The sequence below is a fragment of the Neptunicoccus cionae genome, assembly GCF_002860325.1.
Classification (GTDB): domain Bacteria; phylum Pseudomonadota; class Alphaproteobacteria; order Rhodobacterales; family Rhodobacteraceae; genus Amylibacter; species Amylibacter lutimaris.
Genome location: NZ_PKOJ01000014.1, coordinates 1 through 16,260 on the forward strand (window position 1 = coordinate 1; position 16,260 = coordinate 16,260).

Sequence of the window (16,260 nt, forward strand, 5' to 3'; positions counted from 1 at the left end):
TGCGTTTCGACATCTCTGATCTCCTTCTCGTCGAAGATCAGCAGACTGCAAATCGTAGCTTGCGTCACTGTCCGAATTTCGGGGGGTAGCTCACAATATTGACCAAAGTCTTCGTCAAAGTCTTGGAGATAATAGTGAGACAAGAAACGCGAACCATCTGATATGATCTCTTGCGGTATGCCTTTCGAGGACCGACTGTAGCCAGTTGTTCTTCTATCCCACAGCCCTAGGAAAACTTCTAACAGCTCAATTTCTTCATGTGAATCACTAGGCATATCTCGTCGTAGTCTCTCGATTAACCTTGGGATTTCAATTGAATCGTAAAAATTGGCGACGTCAGTCGTCGCAACGTATGTTCCACTTGAGGCCGTCTTGGTTAATTTTCTTATTAGCTGAGTAAAACTCCGAAATTCATCCAACCACATCGTATTAGAAAAAGTATCGGAAAAATATCCGTTTTGAAGAACCGCTGCGCGTTCTTCTGCTTGTTGTTGAACTGACGAAGGTCTCTGTTGAGAACCTCCAGGTATTGAACGCCACCCGCCAAAGATACCGGGCTTTTGTTCTAGCACTCTTGCTCCGATATGCCCGCAAAGGTGATAATACACAGCCATGTCTTCCTTTGATATAATAGGGAGAAAGCGGGTGACGCCATTCCCCTTCTGAACTCCCAGATATCCGTGCACTACTTCTGGGATATAGCTCCGGCTTCTTAGCCGCTGGTTGTAGTCGGCAACAAATCGAGAAACGTTGCCAATATCGGAGTGGTTTACAACCGGAACCTGCCCATTTCTTAACTTTGCCCACACGTCGCGAGTTAGATTCGGTTCCAAGAGAAAATTTGACAATTGCGATCCAGCTTCACAGTAGAAAAGACGTTTCTGATCAAACATCAAACAGGACAGTTTTGATAGCCATTTCAGAATTTTTTATAATTTGCGAGGGACGGGCTGTGCGCCAGCACGGTAATGTGCCACGCTCGGCGCTCTCGATTTTGCAGCGCCCGGATTTCGCAGAAGGTGCAGAACCACACTCGGAGTAGCGAAGGTCCGCTCCCAGTACGATCAACGCTTCTTCTCGTCTCCGCAGCGAAGGGCCGCTTCCCGCCCGAAGTGTCGATTCCTGCTATGCAGCGTTTCTTTTCGTTGGGCGGAACGTTTGTATTCGCTTCAAAATACCCAGAAGCTTTTTTGAAGACATTGACCATAAAATGTTGCAGCCTCAGCTAGTTATCGACCCTTGCAGTAAATTCCAATGTTGCGGCTGCGCCGGGCTGGACCTCCCCGTTGCACTCCCATTTCAAGCCGCCAACATAGCCGGAGGTCACCACCTCAGGAAGGGCGAGGCTACATTCAGTATTATCGCTGATCCGTAAGGATTGCGTGATCGTGCCATCCAGACTGGTGTAAGGTGGCGTGATATCCCGTACCTCCACGTCCCAAATAGCAGACGTGCCGGTGTTCACGATGCGGATTTTATACAAGAGCACATCACCCGGCCTTGCCGAGTTAAACCGGCTTTCGCCCGATGACTGCGTTATGTTCTCGACAGTTTTATCGACGACCAGACCGCCACTTTCTCGTCCGATGATAATCCGGTCGATATTATCGGATCGTATCGATACACCGACATCCTGTAGCTTGGTGTCTGCGACCAGCCGATAGGTGATAGCCGCGCCGTCCGGAAGACCGGAGGAGGTGGCAACGCGGGATATTATGCAGATGCGATCTCCGGTTTCGACGGGCAAGGGGCCGGAGACCAGTGCTCCGGTGCTGCCATTGCAGTTCTCGTCAATGAACAGGGCGACGCTGGCGGCACCGGTTGAAGGTAGGTTCAGGTCTTCTACGTTGAACATCACACTGCCCGAGCTGCCAGCGACATAATCGTGGGAGAGCAGGGCGATTTGTCCGGATTGGGTGTAAACGAGCATATCTTCGGACAGCTGCGGTTCCCGCACCAAGCCGACGCCCAGACCGTTCAAATTACTATCCGATGTCAGGGTGAGTTGGATCCGCCCATCATTTGGCGCAGATGGTTCAACCTGCGGCGTGCCATTATTATTTTCGGAAATCGCTCGCATACCTTTTGGCGGTAGGGTGCGGACCACAACTTCGCCTCCATACCCCGCAGGAAGCGAAGTGGACCAATTGCCATGCTCATCCGTTACCGCCACTGCAAGAGCCTGCCCATCTGGTGTTTCAACAACCACGGTGATCAGCGCCAGACCAGCCTCATCCCCACTGCGCAGACCGTCATGTGCGGTGGCGCCACCGCTGCCAGCATCTTCGAACACCTGTCCGGCCAGACGCGGGCGGGGCAAACCGGATATTGCAACGGCCAGATCCTCGACTTCTCCGTCCGGAGCATTTTGCAAAGGGTCCAGTCCCGGTTCGCTCGACCAGCGGAAGCGTGCAAAACTGTCGCCGGCACGGGCATTTGGCGGCACGGCGACTTGCAACAAGATTACCCCGTCTGCTTGAGAGGTCACATCGCTGGCGATTTGTTCTTCCGGCGCGAATTGACCGTCCCCGTTCCAGTCGACCCATGCCTGTAAATATCCGATTTGCCCGCCGCTCTCTGTCACACTGACTTCGATGGACTGGGTCGTTCCGGCAGGCAGGGGTGGAACCCTGACACCGTCTTCATCATCTATTCCACTGTCGTCATCACCCGTCGCTGTGGCGTTGGACAAAGGGCCGGCGTCTGTATCCGGAACAGTAGATCCCATGTACAGTGTTTCATAAATGAAGTGGAACGGGCTGCCATAATCTGCGGTTGCAAGCCCATCTGGTGCAGGACCGGAAACAGGGCAGTCTGCGTAATCCGTGCAAATAGAGGTGACGCCGGAAACAGAGGCTTCCGCTTCCCCGATGCCAACTCCGAAAAAGCCTAACAGCGGATCGACTGTCAGATCCAGGATAGGAGAGACTGCCTCGACCAAAAGCCCACCCACAAGATCACCCACCAATGGTTCGATAGTCGTGTCGATCAGTGGGCCTATCAGATTGCCCAGACTATCCTCCACTTCCACATCCAGATTGCGCGCAAGGGTGCCGATCAGGTCACTGAAGGACGATGCGCCATCGCCTATGGACTGACGTTGCGGATAAGGGGGAGAGAAAAATAACGTCTCGCTGGTCGGCGGCGCACTTTGAGCAAAGGATTTCACGCGGATGCCAGCGCTCTCTTGAATGAAGCCTCCCAGCAGTGAAACATCCAGCTGTCCTACGGTGGCATAGTCCACATCTGATTGCTTGATTGGCCGGGACCGGTTGAAAAACACGGCATCGTCAATGCCGCCCAGAAACAGGTCGATTGCACTCGGTGCGAGAATAACGCTCGCTGTTTTGGTTTCCGGATCAGCGGAAAGAATCGTGCCATCCACGCGCCCGAACTCGAAATAAAGATCCACATCGCCCAGAGTGATATCGCTCGAAACCAGCCCGCCGACCAAAGGCCCAAGCGCACTGTCGAGCGCGGTTGTATCAAGTCCGATATCCGCAAGATCGACAGAGACCTTGGCGCGCACGGTTGAAGTGTGAAACTGCGTGCCCGCGCCACCACATTCGAAATGAGGCGGTTCCACCACTTGAAGAAGTATTTCAGCGCCGCCGATGCCGAACTGTTCAAGAATTTCATTGTTAAGAGCGACAGGCTGGGTCGTCGTCACCACGTTCTCGTAGTTATAAAGCTGGATCGCGCCGCCAATCAGATCCAGCGCGTTTAGTTCGAGGTTTGCCAAAGCGCCCTGTGGTAGATCCACAGTAATCAGATCAGCTAGATTAATCGTCTGGTTCAGTTCTCCGATCGGAAGGCTAAGCGCATTTAGTGCGTTGACCAGTGCAGTATCACCATCAGCTTCCGCGACAGCAGCGGAGGCTTCGATCAACTCCAGAAGCGTCAGATCCACATTCAGAATCTGGCCCGGGTCGGATACCGTAACATCTTGACCATTCTCCCCGAGCAATCCTAGCAGATCGACATTTGCACCCGCCATTGCATTCCAGTCCAGAACGCTCAGGCTGACATCCGTGCCCAGCAAGCCGGAAAGGATCGGCCCGAGAAGCTCCGCCTCATTGGACTCTACGCTAGCCATGCGCGGCCCGGCAAAGACACAGGCTGCTCCACAAGACTCCTGCGCCCGAGTTGCACACGGAATAACTGCCAAGAAAAGCGCTGCCAAAACTACAGCGAATTGAAAATGCGCCAGCTTGCAATACCGCTTAACGCATAGATTGGGCCAACTGTCAGAAAATGAATCAGCCAGAAGTGCTTCTAGGATAGACACATGGCTCCCGATACCTAGCAGACGAGCGAAAACAAACTTGAAGAAAGGAAAGGTTAGCATTTGTTGCTTTTCGTTTTGTACTGAGGTATTCGGTGACGGTCGTATCCTCTCTAAAAGACTATAAAACTGAAAAGATTTATTTTTAATTGTCCATTAGTGTAGTTTATCTTCTCAAAAGAATAGGGTTTCTGGGGCCTTTGGTCCCGAAATTTGTCTACCCTTGGAAGACACTCCCATGCCAGCCGCTTAGATGAGTGATCGGGGCCACAGAATATACTAGTAGGTCCAGATTAAGACACCCACCGTATAGCGTTGCGCGACGCCAGTGGAGGCGAGAGCTTTCTTCCCAGAATGTTGAATACAGCGTCGCAGAAATCGACCCTTCGGACGGAGAGCCGACGTTCGCTGCATGTGTATGTCATCTTTGAAACAAAATTGTTAGGAAGCTGTCACTCGGGTGCCTTTTAAACCATATTTTCCGTAGCACCGTAAAGTTCGGTAGGTATGTTCCGATGGATCGTGTTGATAGGTGTCGAACGTATTCTTCACGACAGGGGTGGTGGCATTCATTGCAGTCTCGATGCATCGGAAGAAGTCCCGTTTCTGATCATCGCTAAGGGACTTTAACGGAGATAGGGTTTCTTCTGTGTGGGTGAGGCCGGACGTGTCACCCTCAGTTCCGATCGACTCCTCGGCCAACTCGGGCAGGAGTCAATCGCCAAGCTGAACGGACGCCGTCGTTCTGTAGCGGCGCTTTAAGATAGTTGACAATGGATCGGGTAAAAGGGTCATGCAGAGCTAACGAGGATGAAATTGAATGTGGCTGTATCATCGCGTCGAGCGAGGAACCCGACGGGGCAATCTTCTGACAGGCATCTGTATCCAAGGGCGATGGGTTAAGCCAAAACGAGCTGTCTAACGTCTTCGGCTCGCGCACGGGATTTGGCCGCCGATCGCTATGCCGTTGGACGCCTTCCCCATTAAGTATGGCGGAGCTGTTTTGGAAGAAGGCCCATTTATACATCAGAAACGTCGACAGTCTTGCCGGGGTTCATAATGTTTTCTGGATCAACCGCCCGCTTCAGGACCGCCATGAGCGCATAAGCCGCGCCGTGTTCTTTAGCCATATAGCTCTTCTTACCGGTGCCGACACCGTGTTCGCCGGTAACTGTACCGCCATATGACAGAGCGACATGGTTCACCTTTGCAGCCAATGATTTTGCGGCAGCAAGGTCGCCGGGGACATTCGGGTCGAACAGGATCATAAGGTGGAAATTACCATCCCCGACATGGCCCACAATCGGGGCAATCAACCCGGATTCTGCGACCAACTCTTTGGACCTTGCGATACAGTCGGCCAAGGATGAAATTGGCACACAGCAATCAGTAATAAGCCCCTCGTAGCCCTTTCTAAGGGATTTCCCAGCATAGTAAGCGTTATGACGTGCGGTCCACAGCCGATTGCGATCCTCGGCTTTAGTTGCCCACTGAAAGCTGCCCACCTCAAATTCTGCAGCAACACTTTCAAACAGTTCAACCTGTTCCTTTACACCCGCTTCTGATCCATGAAACTCAAGGAACAGATGCGGCTTTTCCGGCAGGTTCAAATCGGGATTGAATATGTTCATCCCTTCCATCTGGACTTCGTCCAGCAATTCGATCCGCGCCATCGGGATACCCATCTGGATCGCCATAATCACGGAATTCACGGCGTTATCGACAGTCTCGAACGAACAGGTTGCCGCGAGAATTGTATCGGGCTGTCCAAACAGACGGACCGTCAATTGCGTGATAATCCCAAGCGTACCTTCGGATCCGACAAACAGATGGGTCAGGTCATACCCCGCCGAGGATTTGCGGGCGCGAGAGCCGGTTTGGATGATTGTGCCATCCGGCAGCACAACTTCAAGGGCCAGAACATTCTCACGCATGGTGCCGTAGCGCACGGTATTGGTGCCAGACGCCCGCGTGGCGGCCATTCCCCCCAGTGTTGCATCCGCGCCGGGGTCCACGGTGAACATCAGTCCGGTCGCACGCAATTCCTCGTTAAGTTTTGAACGCGACACACCAGGCTGAACCACTGCATCCAGATCGCTTTCGTGAATTGCCAGTATCTTGTTCATACGGCTGGTATCCACACTAACCCCGCCATGAACCGGAATCACGTGACCTTCAAGCGAGGTGCCAATACCGAAAGGGACGACCGGAACACCGCAGCGCGAACAGATCTTCATGATCTCACTCACTTCTTGGGTTGTTTCGGGAAAGGCTACAGCATCCGGCAGGGCGGGTTCGGAATAGGCCTCATCGCGCCCGTGCAGTTCCAGAATGGACTCGCCGGTTGAAAGCCGTTCGCCCAACAGGTCCCTTAAGGCAGAAAGGGCAAGATCGGTTTGGTCCATAGTCATATTGGCGTCCTCATTTTCCAAAATAATTGGGTGCATTAATCGAGCGCATCCGTCATCCGATCGACGCGGACTTAATCCAGTTGCGTACCGGCGGGATCTGCGATGTCATCCCCAGCCCATCTGGCAAACAGGTGCAGCAAAATGATGATCATCGAAATTGGCACTGCGACTGAAATCCAGACCATCGGAATCCCGAGTGTATCTGCCGTCAGGCCGGATTGCCGCGCAAGGTATCCCTTTGCAAAACCGCCCCTCAGACCGATGAAGCAAAAATAGATCACGGGCAGGATAAATGTCAGAACCGCAGCACTTTGGATGGCTTTTGAAAAAACGGCCAGACGATGCGGTGGGTCTGGGAACACGCTTTCCATCAAAACCGCATCGGAACGGGTCTTGAACGAAAGTGTGGCCCCCATCAATCCGGTCCAGACCATCGCATAGCGGGCGACATCTTCCGTCCAGACAGGCGGGGATGAAAATACATACCGCGCAATGATTTGCACAACCACCGTTAGAAACATCAGGCAGACCGCAAATACGGAAATGCGGCGCATAAGGTGATGCAAACGATCACTGATGCTGATGATGAAATGGCGCATTCTCTATCTCCGGTTTTGGCTTGGGCGGGGCGCTGGCATCGCGTCCCGCCCCTCTGGATTAGCGGGTCTCGTCAGACAGCTTTTTCCACAGCGCAGTATCTTCTGCGGACATCAGGTCAGTGTTGTAGACCGGCAGGGACGCCTTGCGGAACACAGCGCGTTCTTCTGCGGTCAGGCGCTGAACTGTCACGCCTTTTTCCTCAAGTGCCGTCAGACCTTTTTCTGCCGCTTCGCCCAGCCATGCACGCGCCGCAGCGTCTGCGGTCACAACAGCCGCATCCACAGTGGACCGGTCTGCGTCAGATAACCCGTCATACCACGTCTTTGATGCGATCACGGCGCGCAGTGGCCAGATCACATCGGCTGTGGCAAAGTTTTTGACGAAATCGGTCTGGCCAAACATCACAGGGACGAAGGGGGAATTCAGATAGCCGTCAATCACGCCGGTTTGCAGACCGGCAGGCACTTCGCCCCAAGGCACGATTGTCCCGCTTGACCCCCATGCCTCGTACATGGCGATCTGCGCATCATCCAAGGCCCGCATGCGCAGGCTGGACATATCGGCGGGCGACCGCACGGCTTGGGTTGTGGTGATCACCCCCGAGGCTGGGCCAAGCGGTGCCAGTGCCAGCAAGATCGCGTCTTGCGCAGCCAGACTTTCGTTGATCCGCGTGTAAACATCTCCCGCGGCCATAGCCCGATCCATATGCTCAATGTTGTCAAAGATATAGGGCAAACGGACCCCATAGATGAATGGTTCGACCTGCGCGACAGCACGCACGTCAGACATTGAAATTTCCAGCAAGCCGGTTGAGACCTGATCAAATTTCTCGGCTTCGTTGCCGACAGAACCACGGGGCATTTCACGTGTCTCTATCCCGCCTTCATTCAGCGCCTTGGCAAAAGCATAGGACCAGTTGTACGATCCTGATTGTTCAAGATCCGGTTTGCCGTCCAATGCAATTTTGACCTCTGCGGATGCAGATGTGGCCATAGCAAGCAGTGTCGCCAGTGTAAGTGCTTTGAGTTTCATTGGTTATCCTCCCTTTGGTGTCGTTAATTCACAGAAAATCCGAACAGGCGCGGCAGCGTGAGGCTAAGTGCCGGCCAATAGACCAGCGCCAGCAGCAAAAGCACCTGCACAAGAATGAAAGGCAGCACCGCATAGGACAGCCGCCAGTAATTAAGCTTGGTCAGCGCGGATACGACCACAAGGCATTTGCCCAGCGGGGGCGTGATCAGGCCGACACACAGATTGAAGCACAGCACGATGCCGAGGTGGATCGGGCTAATGCCTTGCTCCATCGCTTGGGGCGCGAACAAAGGGATCAGCAGGGTCAGGGCCACGGGGGTGTCCATGAACATGCCTGCGATCAAGAAGATACCCACAAGGAAGAACAGGTATTTTGTACCAGTCAGCCCGAAGGATTCAACCCAGCTGGCCAGCGCACTGGACCAGCCCAACTGGCCTGCCAGATAGCCCAACACCGAAATTGCTGCCAGAATGATAAAGATCGTGCCAGTCATCTTTGCCGTGGCCTCGACCGCATCGAAGATCATGCGCCAGTTCAGCCCTTTGTAGAACTGACCCGCCAGCAGTGCAAAGACGACCGCAATCGCCGACCCTTCGGTGGGTGTTGCAAATCCGAATACAAGCGACCCAAGGATCACAATGGGCAAACACAATGCAGGTGCTGCATTCAGCAAACTGGGCAAAAAGCGCGGCAGATCATCAGAGACTCCACCCGGATGTCCCTTGATATGCGCAATGATCGCGTTCAGCAGCATAAGCGATAGGGCCAGCAATAGACCGGGCACAACCCCAGCAATAAACAATGCCGCAACCGAAGCACCGGTCAGGCCGCCATAGATTATCATGATGATCGACGGTGGAATGATCGGTCCGATCATAGAAGAGGCCGCTGTGATTGCGCCCGCATAGTAAGGGTCATAGCCACGCGCTTTCATTTCTGGCACGAATGTGCGCGACAATGCTGCGCTGTCCGCGATAGCCGAGCCTGAAATACCCGCAAAGAATACGCTGGTCAGAATGTTGACGTGCCCCAATCCGCCTTGAAAACGGCCGACGATGGACATGGCAAAATCGATCAGGCTTCGGGTAACGCCCGCGCGGCTCATGATCTCAGCAGTCAGAATGAACAGCGGCATTGCCATAAACGCAAAAACATCAAGCTGGGCAAAGATGCGCTGTGGCAGGATGGATAGAAACTGCGTTTTATCGACTGCGACAAAGGTAAGAACGGATACCGCACCCATAAGATAGGCAAAGGCAGTACCGCTAATCAGTAATAGGATGAAGATGATCGGAATAAAGTACATTTTGCTAAACTGCCGTTCCGAGGGGGGCCGTCTTGGAATGAATATCTCGCTCCATGATCGGCGGGTGTGTTACGATTGAACGTAAGTCTATGCTTGACGGTGTGAGGCTTGTCATATCCGGACAGGGCCGCGCCATGTCCGGATCTCCCGCAAAGAGAGTTTCCAACGTTTTGGCCGTCGCCAGCAACGCTTCGTCGCTACGCACAGCGCCCAGTGCCTGAAGTCCGAACGGCATGCCGCGGGTGTCGCGACCACAAGGCAGGGTGATTGATGGACCGCCGGCAAGGGATCCGCGATAGGTAAGGGCCAACCAACGATAGTAAATATCCATGCTCTTCCCCTCGATCTCGGTCACATGACCTTGGGTCCAAGGGAACGGGGATACCGGTGCGGTCGGTAGCAGAATGACATCTAAGTCGTGCATCAGCGCGTTAAAGCGGCGCAAAATGCGCGTTTGCTCGGCATGCGCCCATGCCCGGTCAGCCAATGTCATGGAGCGGCCCAACGCAATATTCGTTTGAATATCCGGGCCAAAAGCTGTGGGCTCGGTTTTGGTCACCTCGCCGAAGGCGGCCAAGAAACTCTCGGCACGCAGGATGTCAAAGCATCGGTCCATATTTCCGAGATCGAGATCGACCGGGCAGCACTCTTGAACGTGGGATGCAATCTTCTCGATCCGATCGCGAAATGTTTTCCGAATAGCCGGATCTACTGGTGCGCCCCCGAAATCCTCACTGTAACCCACCCGCAAGGTGCTAAGGTCAACGTTTGGTAAGGTCGTAAATCTAGCCTCAGGGTAGTGTGCTGATAACGGATCGTCAGGGTGGTACCCATGTGACGTACTCAAGATCAAAGTCAGGTCATCCACGGTACGGGTCATCGGGCCAAGAACCGAAACACCTGACCACCCCAGCGGTCGGGTCGGATGCGCAATCACGTCCACCGATGGGCGAAATCCGACGATCCCGCAGAGCGCCGCAGGCAATCTGAGCGAGCCACCAGTGTCTGATCCCGTGCATACAGGTAAGAGATTTGCCGCTAGCGCCGCCGCTGACCCGCCAGAAGAACCGCCGGTTATCAGGTTGGCGTCAAACGGATTAGCCGTGGCGCCCCAAACAGGATTCCGGCTATTACCGCCAGCGCCGCACTCAGGAACGTTTGTTTTAGCCAGAATAATAGCTCCGGCGTCACGCAGCCGCGCAACCATCGGAAAATCACTTTTCGGCACGTAGCTCCGCATGCGTGGGCTACCATGGCTCGTAAGTAATCCTTGGGTATCCTGAAGATCTTTGACGCCAATGGGCAAACCGTCGAGCGGCCCCTTTGGGCATCCGGCGCGCCACCTGCTTGATGCCTGCGCAGCCTCGTGGATCGCACGCTCCCTATCTATGGCTGTCAGGGCATTTATCTTGGGGTTTACCTGTGAAATCCGCTCCAGACACATCGCGAGGTAGTCCGTCGGCGTTAGCCTGCGATCCGCAAATTGCCCGAGAACATCACGCGCCGAGAGGGCCGTCACTTCAACCACACTCATCTCCGTACCGAAGACGTGAATCGCATAGTTAACTCAATCACTTTATCCCTCCCAAGAAAATGACTGAGGTGATGATAATACGGCGCAGACAGGAAGAATAATGAAAGATTCGTCCGAAACATTAACCAAATGGAATGGTTTTCAAGTCTTCTGTCGTTTTTTGTAAGCATTTTAGGAAAAATGACAGCGCGTGGTTGGCCTCCAACCTATCGTTTTTCCAAAAGCATCGAACCTCGGACAGAAAGCCCCGCGTATCCAGCGGCAGGGTAACAATGTCTCCGCGTGCCGCATGGGACTGGGCAAGGCGCTGCGGCATCAACCCCAATGCGGGGATCGCCTCCAACAGCGCCAGATTTAACGTCAAAGACAGTGACGCAATCGTATTCGCAGGCGGTGCCAGCCCGTTTTCCGCAAAAAGTGCATCAACCGCACGGCGCGCAACCGAATTGGCCTGCGGCATAATCCACGGAAAATCAACGACTTCGTGCCACGCGATGTCAGCTTGCCTTGCCAACTGGTGATTGCGCCCTGCAACGACGACAATGGGTTCCGAAAAAAGCTTTAGCTGATCAATGCCTTGCAAATCCCGCGGCTGCCAGATTCTGGCAACGACCAAATCCAACGCCCCGCGTTGCAACTCTGGAAGAAGTTCGACGAAATGTCCTTCTTTGACAGAGATGACGGCCTGCGGCGTACTGCTTTTGAACAGCGCAATAGTCCCTGGCAACAGGGTCGGCGCAACCGAACTGACCACACCCGCAGTCACAGACCCCGAAATCCCGCTTGCCATTGCCTCAATATCAAAGGCCGCCCGATCAAGCTGATTAAGCGCTTGCTTGGCATGATCGACCAGACGGCGTCCGATTGCTGTCAAAAACAGACGGTTCCGATCGCGGGTCACGATTGGAACACCGACGATTTTTTCCAGCTCCGCAATCTGTTTGGACACGGCGGGTTGCGTCACGTTCAGCTCCTCCGACACACGCGCAACAAGTTTAAGGTCGGACAAGGCAGCAATTACGCGCAAGTGGCGAAGCGTTATAGCCTTCTGGAAATCATTGTTCGAAATAGCCGTTACTCGCTGGATTGAATGACAGGATGATAGTTCTTTAACACAGATTTACCGCGCAGAGCGATATCGGTTTGCGCCTTCACGACGGCTGAGACATTCGGCCTCCGCGACAATTCCAGACGGATTAAATCATACGGTCGCCGATTGACGGCGCACCACTGCCGCGGGCCTTTTCCGCTTGCCGCAACATTTCCGTAAAGACAGACACCTTTGCAGCGCGGAACTTAGACGCGGGAAGAACCGCAAAGATGCCCCCTTCGGGCAGATGCCATTCAGGCAACACATGGGTCAAAGCGCCTGATGCCAGTTGGTCACGCACCAGATAGTCTGGCAGGATCGCCAAACCTGCCCCTTCTTTCACGGCGGCCATGATCGCAGGCGCACTGTCGATTGACAGATCGCTTTGCAATTTGGCCAAGACGGTTTCGCCTGTAGCGGCTTTGAACCGCCATTGCAGCGGGTCGGACAGCGCCTTGTTCGCGATAAACGACACGGCGGAAAGATCATTCGGATGGCGAATGTGATCGAACCGCCCCCGTGCGTCGCCCGCGCCAACCAGTAACTGCTTGAAACCACCCATTTTGCGCGCCAGCAGGGTGGAGTCGCGCAGCCATCCGACGCGAATAGCCATATCCAGATCACCCGCCATTAAATCGCTGTGATCGTCTCCCAGATACAGTTCCACCCGACAATCGGGATATTGGCGTCGAAACGCCGCGACAAGCGGGGCTACGATCGCCGTGCCATAGTCATTCGGGGCGGACATGCGCAGTGTGCCCACGGGCAGTTCTGACAATTGCGACAGTTCGCTAAAGGCTTCCTCTGCCTCGTTCAGGATCGACGTGCAGCGTTTATAAAAAAGCTGACCTCCCTCTGTGGCGCTGACCTTACGCGTGTTGCGCACCAGTAGCGTCGTCTTCAGCTCCTGTTCCAACTGCGTCACCTGACTGCTGACCACAGCTTTGGTCACGCCAAGACGGTCTGCGGCATTGGTAAAAGATCCGGTTTCGACCACGGCTGCAAAATAGGCCAGCCGGTTGAGGTTATGTGATTTCGCCATAAATCCACTGTTAGCCTTTGGCATACGGACTGTCAAAATCGTTTGTCTTAACGCGGACAATAGATGCCCCTATATCCATCCCAAGGAGACAAACCATGACCAAGACAACAATCCTGCATTACCTTTTCGACCCGCTATGCGGCTGGTGCTACGGGGCCTCAGCAACCATCAGCGCGCTTGCGAAACACCCTGACATTGACCTGCACCCCCATGCCACTGGTCTGTTCATTGGCAACGGCGCGCGGCCAATGAAAAGTTTCGCGGCGCAGGCTTGGGCGAATGACCAGCATATCGCCGCGCTAAGCGGGCGCCAGTTCTCCGAAAACTACCGCGAAAACGTGCTTGGGGACGAAGATGCGCACCTTGATTCCACTGTGGCGACACTGGCCGTCACGGCTGTGGCCGACATAGCCCCGAAACGGATAATCGAGGCGCTCGCGGCCATTCAGACAGCGCGCTATGTCGATGGCAAGGATGTAACCTCGACTGCTGTTGTCGCAACTCTGTTGGTAAATCTTGGCCTTGCGGATGCGTCTGCGCGGGTTCTGGCCCCCGATACCGCCCTTAAAAATCAGGTAGGCAATCGCACTGCATCGGCCCGTAATCTGATGGCGACCTATAACCTGCAAGGCGTTCCCGCCCTGATTGCCGAGGTCAACGGCACCCGCCGCGTGCTTGACGCCAGCGCGCTTTATTCCGGACCCGATTCAGTCTTGGCCTCCCTCGGGTTGGCCTGAAAACACCCTATTGAAAGGACTAAACAATGAACCGCAGAAACATGCTGAAACTCACAACCGCCGCAGGGGCAGCCGCCCTGATGGCACCCCGCGACTCTCTTGCAGATGCAAACGGCCTGACCTGGACGCATTTCCCCGCTGGTGAAAACGGCTTTTTCCGTGCACCTGTTCTGATCCAGGGCGAAACCGAGGCCGTACTGATTGACGGCGGATTTACCCTGCCCGACGGTCGCGCACTGGTCGAGAAAATCAAAGCCACGGGCAAGACCCTGACCACGATCTATATCAGCCAGAGCGACCCGGATTTCTATTTCAGCCTGCGCCCGATCACCGAAGTCTTCCCCAAGGCCCGCGTCATCGCTGCCAGCGCAACCGTCGCGGCCATCAATGCCAACGTAGCGAAAAAAGTCGAAACCTGGGGCCCGCAATTGGGCGAAAACGGTCCGGCAGCGGTAGATGACGTTATCATTCCGGCCGCCGACGACAGCACAACCTTGACGGTGGATGGCCATAAGATCGAGATTCATCCTGCCGAAGGGCTGGCCAACCGCCGGTACCTCTGGGTCGAGGATCTGCAAGCCGTGCTCGGTGGCGTGATGGTTTTTTCCGGCACCCATGTCTGGACAGCAGACACGCCAACCCAAGAACAGCGCGTCGCATGGATCGCCAATCTGGACGCCATCATCGCCCGTAACCCGCAGGTCGTCGTTCCCGGCCACATGATGCCGGACGCACCAATGGGCCTTGCGGCTGTAGAGTTCACAAAGGGCTATCTTTTGGCTCTTGAAGATGAACTCCAAAAGGCCGACGGCTCCGAAGAACTCATTATCGCAATGTCCGCGCGCTATCCTGACTTGGAAATGGACGTTGCACTGAATGTTGGTGCCAAGGTTTTGACCGGTGAGATGAAATGGGGCTAACCCGCGCCTGATTTCGTTCGCAGTGTGAGCCACTTGTGCATTTATCAGAAAAGAGAGCGCCCGTCATTTCAGGGCGCTCCCCTTCGGTTTGAAACAGCGCCCAATGCAAATATTCGGAAACTGTAAACAGATAGCACCATCGCCCGTACTCAGTATTCGACATGCCAGACTGTAAAGCACACCATCTCAACCACCGCCTCGGGGATATCGCGGCGACATCGGCACTGTTTTCAAGAGTTTAGTAGCACCGATCACGCTCTGACACTGGAGCGGTGGAGCGCGACTTTGTAAAGGTCGATACCTGGACAACGTGTCGATCGCACAACCAAATTCTGGAAAAACCGGCGAAAGGTCTGCTTTGGAGAAGCTGCGTCGCAGCATTGATTACATCGCCTAACGGCGGCATTGGGCCGAAAGTATTTTCGCAGCAGCTGATGTCCAGTTTGTTGGTCCAGGTTTTCATCAGAAGATTAGATGAGAAGGGTAGGGACCTCAAATTCTTTGCTGTTGGGGCAGGGCTTGAATGAAGAGAATGCTTGCGCCAATGAGCGATATGGAACGTATAAGCGTTCTGTCTGACCAACTGTGAAAAGTGGATGTTCAGTCGTTGTCGGAAATACCCTCCACACGGAAGCGACATAGCAGGACTGCCCCTGTATCAGCCGATGAAATCGCTTTTTGGGATACGGCTCCTCAAAGGCGTAGCAAATGTTTACCTATGTTGACCGCGGTGCGTTTGATGTAAACGTGCAGGGGCGTCAGACCGGTTAAGATGGTTCGGGAAAGACGGGAAATGTTTGCGCTATGTTTACCTTATGTTGACAAAATTCGTCTTAAAAACGGAAATTTTCTGACAAAAGGTAAACCTCTGAAACGCCAGTCTCCAATAATACAAGGGCTTTGGACTTGCGGGACGTTGCAAAAAATCAGGTTCTGTCGGGATGGCCGGTAGTATCGCGTACGTTCGGGAAGGATAACGGTACAAAAAAGATCGTCGATCATGTTGTGGTTCGTAGACAAAATCACCCTTGGGCGTAATCACCGGGGCGCAGTTGTAGAGGACTGTAAAGGAGCGCAATCTCATCCGCGTTTTGCTGAAGAGGTTTTCACGGACAGTCCTCAAGTCCCCGAAGTAGCATCTAGCTATTCAGCTATTTGTTGTGCCTGAGAAACGGGTGAATGAAATTCGGAACTGATATCGATTTCGAAATCAGGAATGGCTGAGCTACCCCCCGAAATTCGGACAGTGACGCAAGCTACGATTTGCAGTCTGCTGATCTTCGACGAGAAGGAGATCAGAGA

The 16,260-nt window shown here is 54.1% G+C and carries 11 protein-coding genes; 2 read left to right on the forward strand and 9 right to left on the reverse strand.

The genetic code is table 11. The features are described from left to right. From C0U40_RS20130 to C0U40_RS19940, 9 genes are all read right to left on the reverse strand, one after another. On the reverse strand, window positions 1-893 hold an 893-nt coding region (locus C0U40_RS20130), incomplete at its 3' end, for a hypothetical protein (RefSeq protein WP_145991962.1). 332 nt (window positions 894-1,225) lie between these two features. Continuing rightward, on the reverse strand, window positions 1,226-4,096 hold the full coding sequence (locus tag C0U40_RS19905; protein ID WP_101657543.1) for a GEVED domain-containing protein: 2,871 nt from the start codon (window positions 4,094-4,096) through the stop codon (window positions 1,226-1,228). A 1,208-nt stretch (window positions 4,097-5,304) separates the two neighbouring features. Then, a complete protein-coding gene (locus C0U40_RS19910) occupies window positions 5,305-6,690 on the reverse strand; it encodes an FAD-linked oxidase C-terminal domain-containing protein (protein WP_180957760.1) in 1,386 nt (461 codons plus the stop codon). Window positions 6,691-6,767: 77 nt separating this feature from the next. Beyond that, a complete protein-coding gene (locus tag C0U40_RS19915; protein ID WP_101657544.1) occupies window positions 6,768-7,295 on the reverse strand; it encodes a TRAP transporter small permease in 528 nt (175 codons plus the stop codon). Between the two features lie 58 nt (window positions 7,296-7,353). After that, window positions 7,354-8,328, reverse strand: coding sequence for a TRAP transporter substrate-binding protein (locus C0U40_RS19920; RefSeq protein WP_101657545.1), 975 nt, complete (start codon window positions 8,326-8,328; stop codon window positions 7,354-7,356). Window positions 8,329-8,351: 23 nt separating this feature from the next. After that, the gene (locus tag C0U40_RS19925; protein ID WP_101657546.1) at window positions 8,352-9,635 is read right to left on the reverse strand and encodes a TRAP transporter large permease; all 1,284 of its coding nucleotides are present in this window, start codon (window positions 9,633-9,635) and stop codon (window positions 8,352-8,354) included. Between the two features lie 4 nt (window positions 9,636-9,639). Further along, window positions 9,640-11,169, reverse strand: coding sequence for an amidase (locus tag C0U40_RS19930; protein WP_101657547.1), 1,530 nt, complete (start codon window positions 11,167-11,169; stop codon window positions 9,640-9,642). 121 nt (window positions 11,170-11,290) lie between these two features. Next, window positions 11,291-12,289: a LysR substrate-binding domain-containing protein gene (locus C0U40_RS19935; RefSeq protein ID WP_435673805.1), complete on the reverse strand. Its 999-nt coding sequence runs from the start codon at window positions 12,287-12,289 to the stop codon at window positions 11,291-11,293. A gap of 76 nt (window positions 12,290-12,365) precedes the next feature. After that, a complete protein-coding gene (locus C0U40_RS19940) occupies window positions 12,366-13,301 on the reverse strand; it encodes a LysR family transcriptional regulator (protein WP_101657549.1) in 936 nt (311 codons plus the stop codon). Between the two features lie 95 nt (window positions 13,302-13,396). On the opposite strand from C0U40_RS19940, the gene C0U40_RS19945 reads away from it, so the two are divergent. Both C0U40_RS19945 and C0U40_RS19950 read left to right on the forward strand, forming a co-directional pair. Further along, window positions 13,397-14,038, forward strand: coding sequence for a DsbA family protein (locus C0U40_RS19945; RefSeq protein ID WP_101657550.1), 642 nt, complete (start codon window positions 13,397-13,399; stop codon window positions 14,036-14,038). A 26-nt stretch (window positions 14,039-14,064) separates the two neighbouring features. Further along, window positions 14,065-14,958, forward strand: coding sequence for an MBL fold metallo-hydrolase (locus C0U40_RS19950; RefSeq protein ID WP_180957759.1), 894 nt, complete (start codon window positions 14,065-14,067; stop codon window positions 14,956-14,958). Window positions 14,959-16,260: the final 1,302 nt, after the last annotated feature.

Excerpts from the sequence above, each read along its gene's own strand:
- C0U40_RS19950 (WP_180957759.1), top strand. The coding sequence starts at position 14,065 with ATGAACCGCAGAAACATGCTGAAACTCACAACCGCCGCAGGGGCAGCC.
- C0U40_RS19940 (WP_101657549.1), bottom strand. The coding sequence starts at position 13,301 with ATGGCGAAATCACATAACCTCAACCGGCTGGCCTATTTTGCAGCCGTG.
- C0U40_RS19925 (WP_101657546.1), bottom strand. The coding sequence starts at position 9,635 with ATGTACTTTATTCCGATCATCTTCATCCTATTACTGATTAGCGGTACT.
- C0U40_RS19915 (WP_101657544.1), bottom strand. The coding sequence starts at position 7,295 with ATGCGCCATTTCATCATCAGCATCAGTGATCGTTTGCATCACCTTATG.
- C0U40_RS19910 (WP_180957760.1), bottom strand. The coding sequence starts at position 6,690 with ATGGACCAAACCGATCTTGCCCTTTCTGCCTTAAGGGACCTGTTGGGC.
- C0U40_RS19930 (WP_101657547.1), bottom strand. The coding sequence starts at position 11,169 with ATGAGTGTGGTTGAAGTGACGGCCCTCTCGGCGCGTGATGTTCTCGGG.
- C0U40_RS19920 (WP_101657545.1), bottom strand. The coding sequence starts at position 8,328 with ATGAAACTCAAAGCACTTACACTGGCGACACTGCTTGCTATGGCCACA.
- C0U40_RS19905 (WP_101657543.1), bottom strand. The coding sequence starts at position 4,096 with ATGGCTAGCGTAGAGTCCAATGAGGCGGAGCTTCTCGGGCCGATCCTT.
- C0U40_RS19945 (WP_101657550.1), top strand. The coding sequence starts at position 13,397 with ATGACCAAGACAACAATCCTGCATTACCTTTTCGACCCGCTATGCGGC.